The organism is Pseudomonas triticicola (genome assembly GCF_019145375.1).
Classification (GTDB): domain Bacteria; phylum Pseudomonadota; class Gammaproteobacteria; order Pseudomonadales; family Pseudomonadaceae; genus Aquipseudomonas; species Aquipseudomonas triticicola.
In genome coordinates this window covers 2,901,075-2,923,454 of record NZ_JAHSTX010000001.1, presented here as the reverse complement: position 1 = coordinate 2,923,454, position 22,380 = coordinate 2,901,075, and the positions used below count along the sequence as shown (strand labels likewise).

The 22,380-nt window shown below is 60.3% G+C and carries 12 protein-coding genes; 5 read left to right on the top strand and 7 right to left on the bottom strand.

What is annotated here, in order from left to right:
* Window positions 1–99 precede the first annotated feature (99 nt).
* A complete protein-coding gene (locus tag KVG85_RS12945; RefSeq protein ID WP_016771146.1) occupies window positions 100–1,458 on the bottom strand; it encodes a TolC family outer membrane protein in 1,359 nt (452 codons plus the stop codon).
* A 532-nt stretch (window positions 1,459–1,990) separates the two neighbouring features.
* Here KVG85_RS12945 and KVG85_RS12940 point away from each other — a divergent pair.
* Window positions 1,991–9,853, top strand: coding sequence for a retention module-containing protein (locus KVG85_RS12940; protein WP_217864036.1), 7,863 nt, complete (start codon window positions 1,991–1,993; stop codon window positions 9,851–9,853).
* A 427-nt stretch (window positions 9,854–10,280) separates the two neighbouring features.
* Here KVG85_RS12940 and ptuB read toward each other — a convergent pair whose 3' ends face one another.
* The 4 genes from ptuB to KVG85_RS12920 form a co-directional block, all read right to left on the bottom strand.
* The gene (gene ptuB, locus KVG85_RS12935) at window positions 10,281–10,934 is read right to left on the bottom strand and encodes a retron Ec78 anti-phage system effector HNH endonuclease PtuB (RefSeq protein ID WP_217864035.1); all 654 of its coding nucleotides are present in this window, start codon (window positions 10,932–10,934) and stop codon (window positions 10,281–10,283) included.
* Window positions 10,935–10,947: 13 nt separating this feature from the next.
* Window positions 10,948–12,339 (bottom strand): AAA family ATPase, encoded by a 1,392-nt coding sequence (locus KVG85_RS12930; RefSeq protein WP_217864034.1) that lies wholly within the window; start codon window positions 12,337–12,339, stop codon window positions 10,948–10,950.
* Window positions 12,340–12,463: 124 nt separating this feature from the next.
* A complete protein-coding gene (locus KVG85_RS12925) occupies window positions 12,464–12,859 on the bottom strand; it encodes a YbaN family protein (protein ID WP_217864033.1) in 396 nt (131 codons plus the stop codon).
* Window positions 12,860–12,869: 10 nt separating this feature from the next.
* The gene (locus KVG85_RS12920; protein WP_016771143.1) at window positions 12,870–13,457 is read right to left on the bottom strand and encodes a UPF0149 family protein; all 588 of its coding nucleotides are present in this window, start codon (window positions 13,455–13,457) and stop codon (window positions 12,870–12,872) included.
* A gap of 406 nt (window positions 13,458–13,863) precedes the next feature.
* On the opposite strand from KVG85_RS12920, the gene recQ reads away from it, so the two are divergent.
* The 3 genes from recQ to KVG85_RS12905 all read left to right on the top strand — a co-directional run bounded on the left by recQ (window position 13,864) and on the right by KVG85_RS12905 (window position 18,686).
* Complete coding sequence (recQ, locus tag KVG85_RS12915; protein ID WP_217864032.1) at window positions 13,864–15,993, top strand: DNA helicase RecQ; 2,130 nt, start codon at window positions 13,864–13,866, stop codon at window positions 15,991–15,993.
* A 322-nt stretch (window positions 15,994–16,315) separates the two neighbouring features.
* Complete coding sequence (locus KVG85_RS12910; protein WP_016771142.1) at window positions 16,316–16,750, top strand: MarR family transcriptional regulator; 435 nt, start codon at window positions 16,316–16,318, stop codon at window positions 16,748–16,750.
* A gap of 127 nt (window positions 16,751–16,877) precedes the next feature.
* Window positions 16,878–18,686: a motility hub landmark protein FimV gene (locus KVG85_RS12905; protein ID WP_217864031.1), complete on the top strand. Its 1,809-nt coding sequence runs from the start codon at window positions 16,878–16,880 to the stop codon at window positions 18,684–18,686.
* A 103-nt stretch (window positions 18,687–18,789) separates the two neighbouring features.
* Here the strand turns inward: KVG85_RS12905 and KVG85_RS12900 are convergent, their stop codons facing one another.
* Complete coding sequence (locus KVG85_RS12900) at window positions 18,790–20,979, bottom strand: patatin-like phospholipase family protein (RefSeq protein ID WP_217864030.1); 2,190 nt, start codon at window positions 20,977–20,979, stop codon at window positions 18,790–18,792.
* Between the two features lie 71 nt (window positions 20,980–21,050).
* Here KVG85_RS12900 and KVG85_RS12895 point away from each other — a divergent pair, with 71 nt between their 5' ends.
* Window positions 21,051–21,338 carry an Rdx family protein gene (locus tag KVG85_RS12895; RefSeq protein ID WP_016771139.1) on the top strand — a complete coding sequence of 96 codons (288 nt, stop codon included), beginning with the start codon at window positions 21,051–21,053 and terminating at the stop codon, window positions 21,336–21,338.
* Here the strand turns inward: KVG85_RS12895 and KVG85_RS12890 are convergent.
* Entirely contained in the window at window positions 21,332–22,225 is an 894-nt protein-coding gene (locus tag KVG85_RS12890; protein ID WP_217864029.1) for a DMT family transporter, read from the bottom strand. The genes KVG85_RS12895 and KVG85_RS12890 overlap by 7 nt on opposite strands.
* Between the last annotated feature and the right edge of the window lie 155 nt (window positions 22,226–22,380).

Sequence of the window (22,380 nt, the reverse complement as noted above, 5' to 3'; positions counted from 1 at the left end):
CAGCCCGTGACGCTTCGCGTCACTGGACGCGGAGCGTCCCTTGAGGCATTCCTTTGCTGCGCGTGGGAACGATCAGGGCAAAGTCAGTTCCTGCACCGTTTATTTCAGTTCTGGCAGGCGCGCCTGGTTTTTCACTTCGGTCGTGGCAATCGCATCAGCCGGCAGCACCACGCGTTGCTTGCTCAGCAACTGGCCCATGTTCGCCAGCACGCGGTACATCGAGTATTCCTCGGTGTAGCGGATTTCGGTGTAGCGACGGTTGGCGTTGTACAGCTCGTTTTCGCTGTCGAGCAGGTCGAGCAGGGTGCGCTGGCCGAGGCCGAACTGGTCCTGATAAGCGGCGCGCACGCGTTTGGTGGTTTCTGCGTATTCGCGGGCGGTCGGCGTTTGCTTCTTGGCGTTTTCCATGGCGTTCCAGGCCAGGCGAATGTTCTCGTTGAGCTGACGCAGGGCGTTGTTGCGGATGTCCATGGCCTGGTTGATGTCGTGGGCATTCGCGGCCAGACGTGCCTTGTCGCTGCCGCCACGGAACAGGTTGTAGTTCATCACCACACCGACACGCCATTCGTTGTCGTGGCCTTCATCACCCTGCACGTTGTTGTTTGCGCCGACTGCTGCTTCGGCATCGAAGCGCGGGTAGAACGGCGACTTGGCCACTTCGTACTGGCTCTCGGCGGACTGCACGTCAGCCTGGGCCGATTTCAGGTACGGGTTGTTGTCGACCATGCTTTGCTGCGCTTCACGCAGGTCCGGTGGCATCTCACCGCGAGTCGAGGCCGGGGTTTCCAGCTCATCGGGCATGCGTCCGACCACGCTGTAGAAATTCGATTCGGCGTCAGCCAGATCGACTTCGGCGGTGTCGAGGTTGTTCTGCGCCAGCGCTCGACGGGCAACCGATTGATCGGAGTCGGCGGTGCTGCCGATGCCGCGCTCGGTGCGCAGGCCGATCTGATCGTTGACCCGCAAGTGCGCCTGCAAATTGTTCTTGGCCAGCGTCACCAGTTCCCGACGCTTGAGCACTTCGAGGTAGACCTCGATGGTGCGCAGGGCCAGATCCTGCGCGGTGCCTTGCGCGTAGTAGGCGCGCGAGTTGGACACGCCCTTGGTGCGCTCGACCTCGTTGGCGGTGTTGAAACCGTCGAAGATCATCTGCCGCAAACGCAGCTCGGACTGGGTGTAATTGAGAATTTCGGTGTTGTGATTACCGAAGGCACGGGTGTTGGTGTTGTCGCTGTAGCCGCGCCCATAGGCAGCGTTCAGATCGACCGACGGATAAAACCCGCCCTTGGCCACTTTCACCTGCTCATCTGCTGACAGGCGAGCGTCCACGCGCGAAGCCAGCTCCGGGTGGGTGGCGATGGTGCTTTGGATCGCCTCGGTGAGGTTCATCGCCTGGGCTTGGGAAGTGCAAGCCATGGCCAGCAAAACCGCGCTGCAGAGGGGGGTTAAAACGCGCATGGGTGCATCTCCCTGGATCTCAATGTTGTGTTACTGTCGCCAAATATTTGACGTAAATTTAGGGTGTAAGCGTTTCACTCTTGTAACAACAGAGCTAAGAACATCCTAGAGCGTAGCTAAGAAAAAATTTTCATAAGGTTTATTCCAAAAAAAACTTATGCGGTTTTTCAAAAGCAGCACATTGTTCAGCTCGAAAGCCTTTGTTTTATGCGCTTTAGGGAGCTCGAAAAGGCTTGAGGAAAGTTCCATTCACTTTGCGAGACACTGCGAAGTACTGCTGAAGGGGAGGGACGCGTAACGGCGAATGAGCGACAGATTTTTGTCACTCAGGTGATTCACCACCGTTACGTAGCGCTAGTCGGTCGATGGATTGAACAGAGTTGGCAAGTGCTTGATAGCGCTGACAATTCGTTTCAAACCGGGCCTGCGAAACGAACTGTCGAGGGTGCGAGCGTCGCCCCCGGCAACCCGATTGAGCCATGGGCTGCTTCGCGAACCAGTGCCGACGGTGGTCGGCAGCGGAGGATTTCACATGGCAGCGCTCATTGGTACGGTCACAAAAGTCATTGGTCAGGTGTTCGCTGAAGCGCGCGACGGCATCAAGCGTCCGCTGTTCGAAGGCGATCGTTTGTACGCTGGCGATCAACTGATCACCGGCGCGGAAGGCGCGGTGGCAGTGAAACTGCAAAACGGCGAGGAATTGACTCTCGGCCGGGGCAGCAGCATCGCCATGACCGAGCAATTGCTGGCCGACCAGGCTGTCCCGGTGAACGTCGACGAAGCGCAGACCCCGAGCCAGGCGCAACTGACCGATGTCGAGCAAATCCAGAAAGCCATCGCCGCCGGTGAAGACCCGAGCAAAACTGCCGAAGCCACCGCGGCCGGCCCCAACGCGCCGACCGGCAATACCGGTGAGCTGGGCGGCGGGCACAGCTTCGTTCTGCTGACCGAAGTCGGCGGCCGGGTCGATCCGATCATTGGTTTCCCCACCGCCGGCTTCAATGGCATTCCCGAATTTCCCGAGTATCGTCGCGACGCGGACATCGACAATGGCGACGACACGCCAGCGCCGGTCGTGGTGCCACCGCCAGCGGTGAACAATCCGGTCATCCTCAATGGCCTTGACGCGGCGGGTGGCGAGCTGAACCTCAATGAAGCCAATCTGCCTGACGGTACAGCGGCCAATCCAGGCGCGTTGACGCAAAGTGGCAGCTTCACGGTCTCGGCAGCGGATGGCTTGAACAGCCTGAGCATCGGCGGCATCAACGTGATCGTTGGCGGCGTGCCGATCGGCTTTCCGCAGTCGATCACCACGCAACTGGGCAACACCCTGACCATCACCGGTTACAACGCGGCCACTGGCACGGTCAGCTACAGCTACACCCTCAACGGCAACGAGACCCACGCGGCCGGCGACGGCGTGAACAATCTCAGCGAACAGTTCACCGTGATCGCCACCGACAGCAATGGCGACAGCGCCACTGGCACGCTGGACGTAAATATCACCGACGACGTGCCCAAAGCGTTCGACGACGCCAACGGCATTGCCTCGGAAACCTTGCTGACCCTGACCGGCAATGTCCTCACCAATGACATACAAGGCGCCGACCGCGTACCCACCGGTCCAGTCACGCCCGGTACATTCACCGGTACTTACGGCACCTTGGTTCTGAACGCCGACGGCACCTACACCTACACGCTCAATACCAGCGATGCCGATTTCAAAGCCTTGACCGGCGGTGGCAACGGAACCGAAACGTTCGCCTACACAATCACCGATGCCGACGGCGATAGCAGCAGCGCCAATCTGGTTCTGCAGATTCACAACAACGACGATCCAGTAATCATCGATGGCCTGAACGTCGCCGGTGGCGAGCTCACGGTTTACGAAAAAAACCTCAGCGACGGCAGCGTCCCCGACACTGGCGCGCTGACACAAAACGGCACGTTCACCATCACCGCACTGGACGGCGTCACCACGCTGACTGTCGGTGGAATTGCCGTGGTGACCAATGGCGTCGCCGCAGGTTTCCCGCAATCGATCACCACGCCACTGGGCAGCACGCTGACGATTACCGGTTTCAACGCTGCAACCGGCGTAGTCAGTTACAGCTACACCCTGGCCGATAACGAAGCGCATCCCAACGCCAACGGTGCCAACAATCTGCCTGAGCAGTTCGCAGTCACGGTAGTCGATGACAACGGCACGACGGCCACCGGCACCCTCGATGTGAACATCGTCGACGACCTGCCGAAGTCCATCGATGACAGCAACGGCACCGCCTCGGAAAGCCAACTGACCCTGACCGGCAACGTCCTCACCAACGACGTGCAAGGCGCCGACCGTGTACCAACAGGTCCAGTCACGCCGGGCACTTTCACTGGTACTTTCGGTACGTTGGTTTTGAACGCCGACGGCACCTACACCTACACGCTCAATACCAGCGATGCCGATTTCAAAGCCTTGACCGGCGGTGGCAACGGAACCGAAACCTTCGCCTACACGATCACCGATGCCGACGGCGATAGCAGCACCGCCAACCTCATTCTGCAGATCCACAACAACGACGATCCAGTCATCATCGACGGCCTGAACGTCGCTGGCGGCGAGCTGACGATCTACGAGAAAAATCTCAGCGACGGCAGCGCACCGGACGCCACCGCGCTGACACAAAACGGCACGTTCACCATCACTGCACTGGACGGCGTCACCACGCTGACTGTCGGTGGAATTGCCGTGGTGACCAATGGTGTGGCCGCAGGTTTCCCGCAATCGATCACCACGCCCCTGGGTAGCACGCTGACGATTACTGGTTTCAACGCTGCAACCGGCGTGGTCAGTTACAGCTACACCTTGGCTGATAACGAAGCGCATCCGAACGCCAACGGCGCCAACAATCTGCCTGAGCAGTTCGCGGTCACGGTGGTCGATGACAACGGCACGACGGCCACCGGCACCCTCGACGTCAACATCGTCGACGACCTGCCGAAAGCCAACGACGACATCAACGGTACCGCGTCAGAAAGCCAACTGACGCTGACCGGCAACGTCCTCACCAATGACATACAAGGCGCCGACCGCGTACCCACCGGTCCAGTCACGCCCGGTACATTCACTGGTACTTACGGCACCTTGGTTCTGAACGCCGACGGCACTTACACCTACACCCTGAATACCAGCGATGCCGATTTCAAGGCCTTGACCGGCGGCGGCAACGGCACTGAAACCTTCGCCTACACCATCACCGATGCCGACGGCGATACCAGCACTGCCAATCTCGTATTGAACATCCACAACAACGACGATCCGGTGCTGCTCAATGGCCTCGACGTCAACGGCGGCGAACTTACCGTCTACGAAAAAAACCTCAGCGACGGCACCAGCCCCAACACCCCGGCGCTGACCCAGAACGGCACTTTCACCGTCAGCGCTCTCGATGGTCTGCAGACCCTCACAGTCGGTGGCATTGCCGTGATCACCAATGGCGTGGCCGCAGGCTTCCCGCAATCAATCGTCACCCCGCTGGGCAGCACCTTGACCATCAGCGGTTATGACCCGGCGACCGGCGTGGTCAGCTACAGCTACACCCTGGCCGACAACGAAGCCCATCCAACCGCCAACGGCGCCAACAGCCTCACCGAGAACTTCGACGTCGTCGCGACGGACACCGATGGCAGTACCGCCAGCGGCCAGATCAACGTCAATATCGTCGATGATTTGCCCACCGCGCATGCGGACGCGGCTTCGGTGGCGGAGGGCGGTACTGTCAGCGGTAACGTACTCAACAACGATATCGGTGGCGCCGACGGCCCGGCGGTCGCGGGTGCAGTGGTTGGCGTGCGTGCCGGTGCTGATACCTCGACTTCGGCCATCGGCGGGCTCAATTCGCAGATCAACGGCACCTACGGCTACCTCACGCTTGATGCCAACGGCAACGCCGTTTATCACAGCAATCCGAACACGGTGAACGGCCCGGGCGCGGTGGATGTGTTCACCTACACCGTGCGTGATGCCGACGGTGACGAAAGCACCACCACCATCACCATCGACGTCTACAACAGTTGCCTGAAAGCCGTCAGCGACACTGACGTCACCGTCTATGAAAAAGCCCTCGACCTGAACAAGGATGGCCAGGATCTGGCGGCGGGCAGCGTGGTCGGCAGCGATCCGAACAGCACCGGCGAAACCGCGTCCGGCACCCTGGTCGGCTCGGTCACCGGTGCGGTCGGCGCGATCAGTTATGCACTGGTCGGCAGCGCCACCGGCAATTACGGGCAAATCGTCCTCAACGCCAATGGCACTTACACCTACACCCTGACTTCGCCGGCTACCACTACGCCGCACGCTGACGACGGCGCCAACAGCCTGAGCGAAACCTTCACCTATCAGGCCACCGATTCGCTGGGCAATGTCGTCACCAGCACAATCGTCGTGAGCATCGTCGATGACGTGCCGAAAGCGCTGAATGACAGCAATGCGGACAGCGCAACAGAAGCCCAGATGACCCTGACCGGCAACGTCCTCGACAACGATGTGCAGGGCGCCGACCGCGTCGCCAGCGGCCCGGTGACTGCCGGTACTTTCACTGGCACTTACGGCACGCTGGTGCTCAATGCCAACGGCACTTACACCTACACGCTGGACGCCAATGACGCCGACTTCAAAAACCTCCAGGGCGGCGGCAACGGCACGGAAACCTTCGCCTACACCATCACCGATGCCGACGGCGACACCAGCACCGCCAACCTGGTGCTGAACATCCATAACAACGACGATCCGGTATGCCTCGACGGCCTCGATGTGAAGGGCGGCGAAATCACCGTCTACGAGAAAAACCTCGGCGACGGCAGCAGCCCCGACACCTCGGCGCTGACCCAAAGCGGCAGCTTCACCGTGACTGCGCTTGATGGCCTGCAAACCCTGACGGTCGGTGGTATTGCGGTGATCAGCAATGGCGTCGCCGCCGGTTTGCCGCAATCGGTGGTCTCGCCGCTGGGCAGCACCTTCACCATCACCGGTTATGACCCGGCCACCGGCGTGGTCAGCTACAGCTACACCCTGGTCGACAACGAAGCCCATCCGAACGCCAACGGTGCCAACAGCCTCAGCGAGAGCTTCGACGTAGTCGCCACCGACACCGATGGCAGCACCGCCAGCGGTCAGATCAACGTCAACATCGTCGATGACCTGCCGAGCGCCAATCCGGATGCGGCTTCGGTCGCGGAAGGCGGCACCGTCAGTGGCAACGTCTTCGCTAACGATAGCGGCGGCGCTGACGGTCCGGCGGTTTCCGGTGTCGTGATCGGCGTGCGTGCCGGTGCTGATACCTCGACATCGGCCATCGGCGGGCTCAATTCGCAGATCAACGGCACCTACGGTTACCTCACCCTCGATGCCAACGGCAACGCCGTTTATCACAGCAATCCGAACGCGGTGAACGGCCCGGGCGCGGTGGATGTGTTCACCTACACGGTGCGCGATTCCGACGGCGACGAAAGCACCACCACCATCACCATCGATGTGCACAACAGCTGCCTGACCGCCGTCAGCGACACCGACGCCACCGTCTACGAAAAAGCCCTCGACCTGAACAAGGATGGCCAGGATCTCGCCCCCGGCACAGTGACCGGCAGCGAACCGGGCAACACCGGCGAAACCGCCAGCGGCACGCTGCTCGGTTCGGTCAGTGGTGGCAGCGGCGCGATCACGTACACCCTGGTCGGCAACGCCACCGGCAGCTACGGGCAACTGCAGCTCAACGCCGACGGCAGCTACACCTACACGCTGACCTCGGCACCGAAAACCGCGCCGAACGCCAACGACGGGCCGAACACGCTCAGCGAAACATTCACCTACAAAGCCACCGATGCGCTGGGCAACAGCACCACCAGTACCCTCGTGGTCAACATCGTCGACGACGTACCGAAAGCCGTTGCCTCGGATCGCTCGGTAACCGCAGTGGAGATCGATTCCAACGTGCTCATCGTCCTCGACATCTCCGGCAGCATGGCCGACGCTTCCGGTGTTCCGGGCCTGTCGCGCCTGGATCTGGCCAAGCAGGCCATTGGTGCCTTGCTCGACAAGTACGATGATCTGGGCGATGTGAAAGTGCAATTGGTGACATTCAGCAGCAATGCCGCCGACCGCACCACCGTGTGGGTGGATGTCGCCACCGCCAAGACCCTGCTCGCCGGTCTCAACGCTGGCGGCGGCACCAACTACGATGCTGCCGTAGCAGTGATGCAGAACGCGTTCAACACCTCCGGCAAACTCACCGGGGCGCAGAACGTCGGCTACTTCTTCTCCGACGGCAAGCCCAACGAGGGCGACATCGGCACGGCTGACGAAGCCGCGCTGAAAAACTTCCTCGATGCCAACAACATCAAGAACTACGCGATCGGCCTGGGTGATGGCGTGAGCAACGCCTACCTCGATCCGCTGGCCTACGACGGCATCAACCACACCAACACCAACGCAGTAGTGGTCACCGATCTCAACCAGCTCAACTCGGTGCTCTCCGGCACCGTGCAGGGCGCGCCGGTCACCGGTTCGCTTCTGGGCGACGGTGGTTCGTTCGGCGCCGATGGCGGTTTCATCAAGTCGATCGTGGTCGACGGCACCACCTACACCTACGATCCGAAAGCCCTCAGTGGCCAGGGTTCGTTGACCGCGAGCGGCGGCGCCAACCACGGCACCTTCAACACGGCGAACAACAGCGTCAGCATCGCCACCAACAACAGCGGCACGCTGGTGGTCAACCTCGACACCGGCGAATACAGCTACACCTCGCAAAAAACCACCGCCGTGGTCATCACCGAAAACATCGGCTTCACCGTCAGCGACAACGACGGCGATCTGGCCAGCTCCACGCTGACCGTGAAAGTGATTCCCAACGCGCCACCGGTGGCGATGGACGATCACGTCATCACCAACGTGCTGTCGGGCAACATCGTGGTGCCGGGTGAGCTGCTGCTGGCCAATGACACCGATCCGAACGGCGACACCCTCAACGCCACACCCACCAGTTTCAATACTGGTTGGGTTTCGAAAGCGGCGGACTTCACCGGTACCGGCCTGATCGGTTTCACTGGGCAGAACAATAATGCGGCCAACCAGAACCTGGCCAACGTGCGCAGTGCCTTCAGCGCCAACGCTGCGACCATGACCGCCGTGCTAGTGGTCAGCGGTTATCTCGGCATGGTGAGCAACAGCAATGCCAACGACGAGGACCGCATCACCGTCCACCTGCGCCAGGGCGAAACCCTCAACCTCGATCACAATCTGGCTGTCGGGCAGATTGGCATGGAGTATTCGCTCAACGGCGGCGCCTGGATGGCGCTGGCGGACGGGCAAACCCTGACCGCGTCAGCCGATGGCGTCTACCAGATCCACGTCACCAACATTGCCAACGCTACGGGCAACGGCAACCCGAATGCGCCGGAAAACTATCAACTGACCATGACCCTCAACTACGCCGGGGCCCATGACATCACGCCGGATTACCACGGCACTTACACCGCTAACGACAACCACGGCGGCAGTGACACGGCCAACGTCGGCATCAGCTATCAGGACGGCCACACCCTGACCGGCACCGCTGGCGACGATGTGCTGGTGGCGGGTAGCGGCAACAACGTGATCAACGCCGGCGACGGCAATGACGTGCTCACTGCCGGCTCCGGCAATAACGAAATGCACGGCGGCGCCGGCAACGATTTGCTCTACAGCGGCGCGGGCAATGGCCTGCTCGACGGCGGCACTGGCAGCGATACCGCCAGCTATGCCCACGCCACAGCCGCCGTCACCGTCAACCTCGGCCTGCTCGGTGCGCAGAACACTCTTGGCGCCGGTACTGACACGCTGACCGGCATCGAGAATCTGCTCGGCTCGAACTTCAACGACAGCCTCACCGGCGACGGCAACAACAACGTGATCAACGGCGGCCTCGGCAACGACTTCCTCAATGGCGGCGTTGGCGATGACTTGTTGATCGGTGGCATGGGCAACAATACCCTGACGGGCGGGGCAGGGGCCGACACCTTCCAGTGGCTCAAGGGCAACAGCGGTCACGACCTGATCACCGACTTCACCCCCGGTACCGACAAGCTCGATCTGTCGCAACTGCTGCAAGGCGAAAACGCCAGCACCGCGTCCCTGGACGACTATCTGCACTTCACCGTCAGCGGCAGCGGCGCCTCGGTGATGACCAGCATCGACGTCAGCGCCATGGCCGGCGGCACGCCGAACCAGACCATCGACCTGGCCGGCGTTAACCTCGCCAGCCACTACGGCGTGACACCAGGGGCGGGCGGCATGGTGGCTGGGGGGCATGATACGGCGACGATCATCAGCGGGATGCTTAATGATCATTCGTTGAAGGTGGATACGGTCTGAGACTGAGGTCTGAAACGACAAAACCCGCCGCCCCGGTTGATGGGGCGGCGGGTTTTGTCGGTCTGAGAGTTACCCCTGAGCTGCCGAAGGCTGCGATCTTTTGTTTTTGACTGGGATCGTTCCCGCGTTTTGGGTGGGAATGCATCCCGGGATGCTCCGCGTCCCCTCCAGAGCTGGAACGCGGGGCGTCCCTTGAGGCATTACCACGCGGAGCGTGGGAACGATCAAAGGCCCGCTACCGCAGCAACTCCAGATTATCAGCAGCCGATTCCGCCTGAATGGAACCGGATGGCTAAACCCGATCGCTGATATGTCAGCAACCGAACCACAATAAACCCACCCCAAGGCGCACAAGCCGGCGAATTCTGGCGTAGCTGTAGGTAAAGGCGCAAGGATATGTATCCTGAAGGGCCTATCAGCGGGTGGTTTACACGGATCGTGAGTTCGACAGGGTGTGTCGAATGGCGGTAGAGAATGGCAGATGTTCAGTATTCTGAATTTCGTCTTGGAGAAACGTCGCCACCTCGTCTGGCGAAAGATCTTCCGCTAGAGCTAGACCCATCAGATCCTGGGCTGTTTTCAGGTGGGGACGTATGGCGTCGCGTCTCATCGCCCGCAGGGCCCCGTTTTGTGCATCCAGATTAAATATTCGCAATGTCTCGACGGCGCGTGTCCGCGACTGGTCATTCAGATTGGCAAGTGGGCTGATAGTACCGTCACTGACAAAGACCAGAAAATCGTCTGGATCATCTTCGTCAGGTTTGAGCAGGTCACGGTGATCGTAGGGAGGGCAGTTGTCTTTGAATTTTCCGCAAGCCTCATCGCGACAACATGAGTGGAAGAGATTGTTCCACTCGAAGGTGCCCTGTGGGTATCCACGTCTTTGTCGAAAGTGCTCGATATGCGAGTGGCCGGGCGTACTGATATCCGCTTCGCAGTATGCACAACGAGTATCTTGCATTGTTTGAAGGCACTGACGGATCTGCTCTTTGTCCACGTGCGTGACATCAACCCATCTATCTGATCCATGCTTATAGTTCGCAAGACAGATTGGAGCCGCACCTCGAATCAGTTTTCGCATGCTTGCGACTTCCTTATTTTTGCGTCAGCTGTTTGCGCTTGAATTTTTCAAATCGAATCAATTGATCACAGTCGAGCATGTCGGGGTGTTCATAGCCGAAATGCAGATTCAGGAAGTTTCGCAGCGACAAACCCAGGTGCGTTTCATGCCGATCCTGCTGGATCAACGCTTTGTATTCACTCAATTTGCGCGAAGGCTCATTGTCCGGTGTAGGGTCAATCCCCATCACGGAAGCCAGGACCTGAGAGCTGGCGACCCCCTGCGTTTGTTGTTCGACGTTGCTGATTCCGACTTGCTGCGATTTATCATCAGTTACCGTATGCAGGATACGGATGCATTTAGCCTCAACGGATGAAATCACCTGCGGACTATGCGTAGTCACAACGAACTGAATGTTCGCAAATGCGCCAAGCAAATCAGGTACGACTGTTTGCTGCCACTCTGGGTGAAGGTGCATATCGATCTCGTCGATCAACACTACACCAGTGCATTCGCGCGGCGCGGTAATGCCAAGGTGAGGGTTCAGCTTGATGCAGCGATAGGCGATATCCGCCGCCAGGGCAACAATATTGCGGATACCGTCGCTAAGTTGGCTGACTTTCAGCGTCCCGTGGACTGGATGCTCCAGTACCAGATCCGCGAACTCACTGCTGTAAGCCAGATTTCGCCATCCGGTTCGGGACTCAAGCATTGTGTTGACTGCGGCCTGGATGGCTTTGACCGGATTCGAGAACTCATCTTTGACTTCAGAACTGCTTCGTCCGCGTTCCAGGCTGCGAATCTGCTCTTCACGATAGCTGCGAAAGATTCGCGTATACCATTTGCTGAACTGTTTGTAATTGGATGCCGGATCAAGACTGTCTCGGTAACCATAGGTCCTCGAGAACTCAGCGTTATCGATTGCCTCTGACCCTGGAGTGTTATCCCTCCAGAGACGACTCGTACCGTAGTAAGCGAGTACGGGTAGTTCGATCGTTTCGGTAACGTCATTCAAAGCGTTAGCAAATATGCGCCGCTGCAGGTTTCTGGCGCTGTTTTCCAGAGCCCTTGCGCCTTTGTCACTGCGGGTTTTAGTTCCCTTGCGGATGCTGATGCGACTGCGCGACCAACAACTTTCGGTGCCCTGGAGTTCAGCATGCGCTGTCAAACGAGCGGGAAGAGAGGGCTCCATCTGATGCGCATTCACCGGGCGTAAGAAGACGTCGTCAGACTGGATACCCGTCAGAGGCGCGTTACCCAAATCAAAACCGCGTACAAACGGCCACAACGCAACCTTGATGGCATCGAGCAAACTCGTCTTGCCCTGACCATTACGTGCGACCAGCAATGTCAGCTGTTTATCCAGTTCGAGTGTCAGAGCGGGAAAGCAACGGTAGTTTTCCAGTTCGAGCCTGATCAATTTCAAAGACGTTCCTCCATGTGGACCGATGTCAGGCTACGGCAGGGTCGGTATTTGCGTCGGCCAACGTGGCACAAATTCTACTGTTATTGAATTCAGGTGAATACCTGCTCACTGCTATCGGCATGTGTCAGGATTTGCGCAACGTCTTCTGCCGCACAATATAAACCGTCACCAGCACCGCACTGGTCAGCATGAACCCACGCGCCCAAACCAGCGGCACCAGATAACACGAGAATAGGATGCTCACCCACATCAGCCCGATCGCGTAGACCTTGCCTTTGAGCGGGATGCCGTTGCCTTCGAGGTAGTCGCGGATCCATGGCCCGAGGCGTGGGTGTTCGACCAGCCAGCGATAGAAGCGTGGAGAGCTGCGCGCGAAGCAGGCCGCGGCGAGCAGGAGGAAGGGGGTGGTGGGCAGGACCGGCAGGAAAATGCCGATCACCCCCAATGCGACGCTCAGCCAGCCGATGGCCAGCAGGACGTAGCGCAACATCAGGGGGCAGTTGCCTATGGGGTTGTCCATAGGCCGGATCTTAGTGGTGGCGTGGCTTGAGGATCGCCGGTTTTTCGTCGGGGGCCTGGCACAGCAGATACAGCGCGGTCAGGGCTTCCGGGATCTGAACGATCATGTCGTCCATCAGGTTGGCGTCCTTGGCGATGTCTTCGAACTCAGGCTGCTCGTCGAACAGGCCGGAACCGACCATGATCGGCAGGAGCATTTCGCTGACTTCTTCTTCGGCGGTTTCGAACCAGGCCGCTTCACGCAGGAACACGCCTTCCATGAAACCGATGCACCAGCCGCGCAGTTCGGAGTCGTCCGGCTCTTCGCCCAGATCCAGCTCGCACGGCAATTCGAATTCTTCATCCGAGGCCAGTTGGCGCGCGATGTGTGCCTTGAGGCCGATCAGCGTGGCTTCGATTTCGGCACGCTGGGCTTCGTCGGTGTAATGCGGCTCTTCGGCAAACAGCGCGTCGATCCACTCGCGTTCCGGAACGTCTTCGGAACAGATCGACAGCGCGGTCAGGTAACCGTGGGCGGCGACGTAATCCAGCGCCTCGTCGTGCAGCTCGTCGGCGTCGAGGAAGACTTGCAGGCGGGTCAGTTGCTCAGCGAAGGACATTACGGGGCTACCTTGGGGAATAAACAATGCGGGAATTCTAGGCCTTCTTGCGCGCTCTAGCCAGCCGCTTGGCAGATTTGCCCGAATTACCCGCCTTACTGGAAAGATGAATAACCCTGTGGGAGCGAGCCTGCTCGCGAAGGCGGTCTATCAGGCACTTTTGCATCGACTGACAGGTCGCTTTCGCGAGCAGGCTCGCTCCCACAGGGTTTTGTATGTGGCAGGTTTATCAGGTGTCTTCTCAGCGGCACCCTCTGCCGCGAAGGCCTCGGGTATACTGCCGCGTTTTGCGATCCCTGCCGGCGCTGCGCTGGTCATGCAATGTGTTCTTACGTTTTGTTTAAGCAGCCGAAGCTGCTCTGAACCAGCCTGAGCAGGGATGTATCGGTAGATTTTTGGAGTTTTTATGCTCGAACAGGCTCAACGCGTCCTCAAGGACATCTTCGGCTACGACAGTTTCCGTGGCCGGCAGGGTGCGATTATTGAGCGCGTGGCCAGCGGCGGTGATGCGCTGGTGCTGATGCCTACCGGTGGCGGCAAGTCGTTGTGCTTCCAGGTGCCGGCGCTGCTGCGTGAAGGCCTGGCCGTGGTGGTGTCGCCGTTGATCGCGCTGATGGACGATCAGGTCGCCACCCTTGAAGAACTCGGCGTGGCCGCCGCTGCGCTGAACTCCACGCTGAGCGCCGAGCAGCAGCGCGATCTCGCCGTGCGGATCAAGCGCGGCGAAGTGAAAATGCTCTATCTGGCGCCCGAGCGTCTGGTCCAGCCGCGCATGCTGGCGTTCCTGCAAAGCCTGGAAATCGCCTTGTTCGCCATCGACGAAGCGCATTGCGTATCGCAATGGGGCCACGACTTCCGCCGCGAATACCTGCAACTGGGTCAATTGGCAGAGCTGTTCCCCAACGTTCCGCGCATCGCTCTCACCGCGACCGCCGACAAGCGCACCCGCGAAGAAATTGTCGATCGCCTGCACCTGCAGAACGCCGAGCGCTTCCTGTCGAGTTTCGATCGCCCGAACATCTTTTATCGCATCGTGCCCAAGGAGCAGCCGCGCAAGCAGCTGCTGGCGTTCCTCGCCGAGCGACGCAGCGATGCCGGCATCGTGTATTGCCTGTCGCGCAAGAAGGTCGAAGAGGTCGCGACGTTCCTCAGCGAGCAGGGCTTCCCGGCGCTGCCGTATCATGCCGGTCTGCCCAACGATCTGCGCGCCTATCACCAGAAGCGCTTCCTCAACGAGGAAGGCCTGATCATGGTCGCCACCGTGGCGTTCGGTATGGGCATCGACAAGCCCAACGTACGCTTTGTCGCGCACCTCGATCTGCCCAAATCCCTCGAGGCGTATTACCAGGAAACCGGACGCGGCGGCCGTGACGGTCTGCCGGCGGATGCGTGGATGGCCTACGGTCTGCAAGACGTGGTGATGCTCAAGCAGATGCTGCAGAACTCCGAAGGCGACGAACGGCACAAGCGTCTGGAGCAGCACAAGCTCGACGCGATGCTTTCGCTGTGCGAAGAAACCCGCTGCCGACGGCAGGCGTTGCTGGCCTATTTCGATGAAGACATGCCTGAGCCATGCGGGCACTGCGACAACTGTGTCGACGGCGTGCAGACCTGGGATGCCACCGAGCCTGCACGTCAGGCCTTGTCGGCGATTTTCCGCACCGGCCAGCGCTATGGCGTCGGTCATCTGGTCGACGTGTTGCTGGGCAAGGACAACGAAAAGGTGCGCAGCTTTGGCCATCAGCATCTGTCAGTGTTCGGCGTTGGCAAGGCGCTGAGCGAGAGCGAGTGGCGCTCGTTGTTCCGCCAGTTGGTGGCGCGCGGGTTGGCCGATGTCGATCACGAGGGCTATGGCGGTCTGCGCTTGAATGACAGTTGCCGACCACTGCTCAAGGGCGAAGTGACATTGGAACTGCGTCGCGACCTGAAACCGCAAGTCACCGCGAAAAGTGGCAGCAAGAGCCAGGCCAGCCAACTGGTGCGCGGCGAAGAACGCGAGCAGTGGGAAGCCTTGCGCGCACTGCGCCGCAAATTGGCCGAAGAACACGGCGTGCCGCCGTACGTCATTTTCCCCGACTCGACGCTGTTGGAAATGCTCCGCAGCCAGCCGACCTCGCTGGCGGAAATGGCCCGGGTCAGCGGTGTCGGCGCGCGCAAGCTGGAACGCTATGGCGAAGCCTTCCTGGAAGTGCTTGGCGGCGAGGCCGAGGCGCCGAAGGTGGTCGCCGATGTCCGTCACGAGCTGATCACCCTGGCCCGCGCCGGCATGACCCCGCTGCAGATCGCCGGGCAGTTGCAGTGCTCGGAGAAAAACGTCTACGCCATGCTCGCCGAAGCCATCGGCAAGCAGCAGTTGTCGCTGGAGCAGGCGCTGGATTTGCCTGAGGAATTGATGGGCGAAGTGCAGGACGCATTCCTCGATGGCGAGGGCGAGTTGCCGTCGGTCGCTGAAGTGGCTGAGCTGTTTGCCGGGCGTGTGCCTGAAGGCGTGCTGTATTGTGTGCGGGCGGCGTTGCAGTCTGAATTCGAGATGTAAGCTGGCCCGACCCCTCATCGGAACGCCGCCCGCCCATCCCTCTCCCCGAGGAGAGGGAGCCGACCGCGGTGTCTGGTGTCATATGTCGACCCGCAAAATCGAGTCAATTATGGATTCAGCACAGCGCTTTGACGTTTGCGAAACTCAAAAGCATCCCCCACTCAGTTCCCTCTCCCTCTGGGAGAGGGCTAGGGTGAGGGGCTTTTGATCTTCGCGCAGTTGTAACGATTCAGTACAGAGCGACTCTTGCCTATAACTGCCGCCCATGCTTAGCTGACTAATAATTAGATTTTCCGTATTTCAGTCTAACCGTGAGTGTTTTATGCCGTTAACCGATCAACATCGCTTTGGTATGCAACTGGCCCAGATGTCCCGTGGCTGGCGTGCCGAACTGGATCGTCGTCTCGCCGGGCTGGGCCTGTCGCAGGCGCGCTGGCTGGTGCTGCTGCATCTGGCGCGTTTTGAAGAGGCACCGACCCAACGCGAACTGGCGCAGAGTGTCGGCGTCGAAGGCCCGACCCTGGCGCGCTTGCTCGATAGTCTGGAGAACCAGGGACTGGTGCAACGCCAATCCGTAATGGAAGACCGTCGGGCAAAAAAAATCGTGCTCTGCGCACCTGCCTTGCCTCTGATCGAACAGATCGAAACCATCGCCACGCAGCTGCGCCACGAATTGTTCGAGGGTGTCGACGAGGCGGATTTGAAGGTGTGCATGCGTGTGCATGGGCACATTCTGGCCAACCTGGAAAAATCTTGAGGCACATCCCGGTGGCGATTTTTTGAGAGATCGCGCTGAGCCGACTATAAGAACTACTGGGCAATATCGTGTTCGTACCGGATGTGCGAACGCATAGAAACCGGTTTTGCTTATTTAAGGGATGCTCATGCTCGCAAGTCGGCACGTGCTGCGCGGGGGCGCCAAATGGCTGCTGCTCGCTGGCGTATTCAGCTATTCGACCTGGTCGATGGCGTTGGGGTTGGGCGAAATCACTGTTCACTCAGCCCTCAATCAGCCGTTCAAGGCCGACATCGCGCTGGTCGATGTCGGCACGTTGACGCAAAACGATCTCTCGGCCAGCCTGGCTTCGGCGGATGAATTCGGCCGGGCCGGCGTCGAGCGGGTGTTTTTTCTCAATGACCTCAAGTTCACCCCGATCCTGCGCGGCAGCCGGCAGGTGATCCGGGTGACGTCCGGCAAGCCGGTCAACGAACCTTTCCTGAATTTCCTCGTGCAGCTCGATCAGCCCAACGGCCGGCTGTTGCGCGAGTACACGGTGCTGATCGACCCGCCGGGTTCGCCGGGCATCGTGCCCGCCACCGACGAGCCGGATCTGCGCCCGCAATCCTCTGAATTTCCAACCGTCGAACCGGTTACCGCACCGCCCCAGGCTGCCCAGGGCAAACGCACTGCGGCGCCTGTGCCGCCAACGCCGGCGGCACCTGCCAACGACGCGCTGGCCGAGCAACTGGCCGCCAGCGTGCTGCTCACCCAGCAACTGCAAAAGACCATCGACGAACAGAACCTCAGGCTGCAAGAGCAGCAAGTGCAAATAGCCGACGGCAAGAAGCAGATCGAAGAGTTGCAAACCCGTCTGGCCGAAGTGCAGAAACCGCCGCCACCACCCGTGGTCGCGCCGGCTCCGGCCGCAGTTTCAGCCCCGGTCGAGGCGGCAGGCGATGGCGTGAACTGGCCGCTGCTCGGCGAACTGGTATTGCTGGTGGGCGTGCTGGCTGCGTTGCTCATACGTCGTCGTCAGCAACGTTCGACAGCAGATGGCACGTCGACGCCGCTATTGCCTGAGAGCGCCGAAGAAGACGTCGACGAGCCCGAGCTTCAACAATCTGTCGGTGCGCACGCGGCAGCTGATCATCGCGACGAGCCCGGTGCCGGCGACGTGCTGGAGGCCGTGGGCATCTATCTGGCCTACGGTCGACTCAGCGAAGCCGCCGGGCTGCTGCGCGATGCCTTGCACAAGGAGCCTGAACGCACTGATCTCGGTCTGCAGTTGCTGGAGGTTCTTGGGCGCCAAGGTGACAGCGGCGCTTTTGAACAGCAGGAAAACCGCCTGCGTGCGCTTGGCGTCGATGACCGCGAACTGATTGAAATCCGCGCTCGCCATCCAAAACTGGCAGGCGCCGCACCGGCGGCATTTGCAGCAACGCCAATCGCGCCCGAACTGCCCGTGGCCACGACAGTGACCGCAGTCGCGCCGCTTGCATCGTCGCCCAGCGCTCTCGAGGATGATTTCGAATTGAATCTGGGCGAGCTGTCGATGGATTCAAATTGGGACCTGAACGACAGCCGCGCTGATGCCGCCGCACCGCCGATCGATGATCCAGAGCTGGGCACCAGCCTGTCGGTGCTACCTGTCGATTTCGAACTGCCACAGGCTGCATCTGCCGAAGAAGCCGAACTTGAATGGATCCCCGAACCCGACGCCCAGCCGCTCGATGATGATTTTCTCAATGAGTTCGGCGATCCCGAGCCGTCGCTGGTGCTGGAACCTCTGGATCTGCAATTGCCCGAGTACACTGAGACCGACACCGAAGCCGCCGGCAAGCTCGAACAGGCACAAACCTGCATCGACGACGGCGACATCGACAGTGCAATCGCCTTGCTCAATGAATTGCTCAGGGAAGGAGATGAGCCGTTGAAGCAGACGGCAAGGACGCTGTTGGCGGGGATTCGCTGAGCGCCAACGGATTTCGGGTTCACCCCAGACCGCTTTCGCGAGCAGGCTCGCTCCAACAATGGAATGCGCTCTCCCTATGGGAGCGAGCCTGCTCGCGAAGGCGTCAGAACGTCTGCCCCAGATTCAGATAAACCGCCTGCTCATCCGCATCATTCAACCCATACGTGAAGTTCAACGGCCCCAGCGGCGTGTCGAAGCCGATAAACACGCTCGCGGCATTGATGTAGCCGCTGTCGAATTCATTGTCGTTGTTCCACGCCCGACCGCGTTCCAGCGAGGCGCCGGCGTACAGCGGGAAGTCCAGGGGCAGATACGAGCGCGGCGTCAGGCGGCGGTAGTACACGACGCGCATCAGGCTGACGTTCTGCCCGGACAGCGCGTCTTCACGGAACCCCGACAACTGCCGCGCGCCGCCAAGCAGGAAGCTTGAGGTGACCACATTGGCATCGTCCAGCGTGCGGCCGTAGCGTCCGCCGAGTATCAGCGTATCCGGCCCGTGGCTCATGGCCTTGTCGAACTTTGCTTCCCATTGGCGATAGCGATTGTCCGAACCCAGACCCGGTTCGAACTGGGCAAAAGTCAGGCTGATGTCCTTGCCCTCGTGCGGAAAGTACACGTTGTCCAGCGAGTCGTAGGAATACTTCACGGTATAGAAGCCTTCGTTGAAGCTTTCACTCGGCAGATCCTGATCGCCAATGCGCACATCAGCTTTGCCCCAGGCCTGGCCGACGCCGAGTCGCACTTCGCCGTTGTTGCCGATCTGCCGGCCAAGGTTGAGGCCGAAGCCGTAGCGCTCGACCCGGTACTGGGCGATCGGATCGTTATCCAGCACCGAATCAACGTTCTGCGCCTCGAACGACGCATAGGGCGCGACGAAGTAACGCGAGCCGACGTCCAGCGGCTGATAGAACTCGCTGTACAGTTCCTGCTTGTCGCCGATCTGCGCGCGGGTCAGCCATTCCGCGCCGAGGCGGTTGATGCCATTGACGCGATAACTGGCGCCAAGATTGAAAGCACTGTCGCCGCGCATGTCGTCCGATAGATTCAAACCGACCCGCAAGTAATCGGTACCGCTGCGCTTGCCGCTGGCGCTGATGACCAGTGTGTGATCCTGGCCCTTGTGCACCACGCGGTAACGCACTTGATCGAAGTAATCGAGGCCGTACAACGTGCCCATGTCTGAATGCAGGCGGCCCAGGTCCAGCGGAGCACCGATCGGCTGGCGGATGTAATAGCGAATCACGTCATCATCGACCTTCGAATCGTTTTCGACCCGGATTGCGGTAATGATCGGCGTGCGCTGACCAGGCTGGCGCGCGGCGTTCAATTCCGCGTCCTGGGTTTGGGTCGGCTTTAGCTGCGCCAGGCGCGCATCGAGGATTCGCGTGGCGCGATAACCGGCATCGATCATCTCCTGAGCCTTGCCGAAATCGGTCACGCCGAACGCGGCCAGCGCAGGCTGGATCAACACGTCATTGGCGTGCAGACTCGCCAGTTGTTCTTCGGAATTGCGCCGGGTCATCAGGGTGATCGACTGATTGAGCACATCGACCACCGTGGTCAGTTGCTTGCGATTGCGCAGCGGTGTGCCGATATCGACGACGATGGCGATGTCGACGCCCATTTCCCGCGCGACATCCAGTGGAATGTTGTCGGTCATGCCGCCGTCCACCAGCAGGCGCCCGTCGAGCTCGACCGGGGCGAACACTGCGGGGATCGACATGCTCGCGCGAATCACCTGCGGCAGGTGGCCCTTGCGAAACACCACTTTTTCGCCATTGGCGATGTCGGTGGTCACCGCGCGAAACGGGATCGGCAATTTGTCGAAGTCGCGGGTGTCGCTGGTGTGGGCCAACAGGCTTTCCAGCAGCAGCGCAAGGTTCTGGCCCTGAATCACCCCCAATGGCAGGCCCAGGCTGCCGTCGTCGCGAAAGCTCAGTTTCTGTTTGACCAGAAAATCGCGGTCGTCCTGCTTGCGCCGGAACGGCACATCTTCACGCGGCGGCGCGTCGGACAGCGCTGCTTGCCAGTCAATGCTCAGGGCGAGTTTTTCCAGTTCATCGATCTTGTAGCCCGAGGCGTACAGCCCACCGACCACCGCGCCCATGCTGGTGCCGGCAATCGCATCGATCCTGATGCCTTGTTCTTCCAGCGCCTTGAGCACGCCGATGTGCGCCAGCCCGCGCGCGGCGCCACCGGACAGCACCAGGCCGACTTTCGGTCGTGGCGCTTCACTGGCGTGAACCAGCAGGGGAAGGAAACCAAGCAGCAGGCAGAACAGCAAACGGCGCATTGTGAGTCTCGGGGCAAGCGGTAAAGCCGGCTATTATAGCGGCGCCCTCTGTCTCAGGAGTTTCAGCGATCATGACCGTCGCCAAAGCCGAAGTTGTCATTACTTATTGCACCCAATGCCAGTGGCTGCTGCGCGCGGCGTGGCTGGCTCAGGAACTGCTCAGCACCTTCGCTGATGACTTGGGCAAAGTGTCATTGGTGCCGGGCACCGGCGGGGTGTTTCACATCACTTGTGCGGGTGTGCAGATCTGGGAGCGCAAGGCCGACGGTGGTTTTCCCGAGGCCAAGGTATTGAAACAGCGAGTGCGCGATCAGATCGATCCTGACCGCGACCTCGGCCACAACGACCGCACTCAGTGAGAGGCGGCCTCGGCGGCGACGGTTTTCTTGTCGGCCGAGCCTGACATCCGCGCCGACACCACAATCGCGACGATGATCAACGCGCCACCGATGAGCATCCGCAGGGTCGGGGTTTCGCTGAACAGCAGCCAGGCGAGGGTGATGCCGTAGACCGGTTCCATGGCGAACACCACCGCCGCCGTGCGCGCCTTGATCACCGCCAGACTGGCGACAAACAGGCTGTGCGCCACACCCGTGCAGAACACCCCGAGCAGGGCGATCCACAACCAGTCCAGCGCTCGAACCTGACTCAACTGCGGCGCCGCGACCGGCAACAGACACAACGCCACGACGACGTTCTGGCACAACGCCGCCTGCACCGCCGGGATGCGCCCGGAACTGGCGCGGTTGGTCAGCGACAGCAGGGAAAACAGCAGGCCGGACAACACTGCCCAAAGCAAGCCGACGGTCGCGCCGCTGCCCAGATCGAATGCGGGCGTCACCAGCACCAGACCGATGCTGACCAATACCACCAGGACGATTTCGTTGGCGCGGATGCGTTCGCGGAAGATCAACCCTTCGAGAATCACCGTGAACGCCGGGAAACTGGCAAAGCCCAACGTGGCGATGGCCACCCCGGCGATCTTCACCGATACGAAAAAACTCACCCAGTGCCCCGCCAGCAATACGCCGCTCAGCGCCAGGCGTCGCCAGTCCACTGCTTGCAGTTTTTGCCAGCCGCTCTGACTGGCGAATCGAGCGAAGAAGGCCAGGGCAAGCACGGCAAAGGCGGCGCGGCCGAAAACGATGACTGCCGGCGACGCGGCAGCGAGTTTGCCGAACACACCGGTCAGGCCGAACATCAAAGCGCCAATATGCAGGGCGCCGAGGGCAGTACGCGGAGTCATTGCAATCCTTCTATTTCAAACGCGATGATCGTTCCCCCGCAGGAGCGTGGGAACGATCATCAAAAGAGCGCCAGTCTAAAGCGCTGTCGCCGTCGCGTCTGTCATCCGATTCCTCAATTTTTCAACGATGTGCGCTGTCACACGACTGACTCGCG

Coding starts and splice junctions, on each gene's coding strand:
- KVG85_RS12945 (WP_016771146.1), bottom strand. CDS start 1,458: ATGCGCGTTTTAACCCCCCTCTGCAGCGCGGTTTTGCTGGCCATGGCT.
- KVG85_RS12940 (WP_217864036.1), top strand. CDS start 1,991: ATGGCAGCGCTCATTGGTACGGTCACAAAAGTCATTGGTCAGGTGTTC.
- ptuB (WP_217864035.1), bottom strand. CDS start 10,934: ATGCGAAAACTGATTCGAGGTGCGGCTCCAATCTGTCTTGCGAACTAT.
- KVG85_RS12925 (WP_217864033.1), bottom strand. CDS start 12,859: ATGGACAACCCCATAGGCAACTGCCCCCTGATGTTGCGCTACGTCCTG.
- KVG85_RS12920 (WP_016771143.1), bottom strand. CDS start 13,457: ATGTCCTTCGCTGAGCAACTGACCCGCCTGCAAGTCTTCCTCGACGCC.
- recQ (WP_217864032.1), top strand. CDS start 13,864: ATGCTCGAACAGGCTCAACGCGTCCTCAAGGACATCTTCGGCTACGAC.
- KVG85_RS12910 (WP_016771142.1), top strand. CDS start 16,316: ATGCCGTTAACCGATCAACATCGCTTTGGTATGCAACTGGCCCAGATG.
- KVG85_RS12905 (WP_217864031.1), top strand. CDS start 16,878: ATGCTCGCAAGTCGGCACGTGCTGCGCGGGGGCGCCAAATGGCTGCTG.
- KVG85_RS12900 (WP_217864030.1), bottom strand. CDS start 20,979: ATGCGCCGTTTGCTGTTCTGCCTGCTGCTTGGTTTCCTTCCCCTGCTG.
- KVG85_RS12895 (WP_016771139.1), top strand. CDS start 21,051: ATGACCGTCGCCAAAGCCGAAGTTGTCATTACTTATTGCACCCAATGC.
- KVG85_RS12890 (WP_217864029.1), bottom strand. CDS start 22,225: ATGACTCCGCGTACTGCCCTCGGCGCCCTGCATATTGGCGCTTTGATG.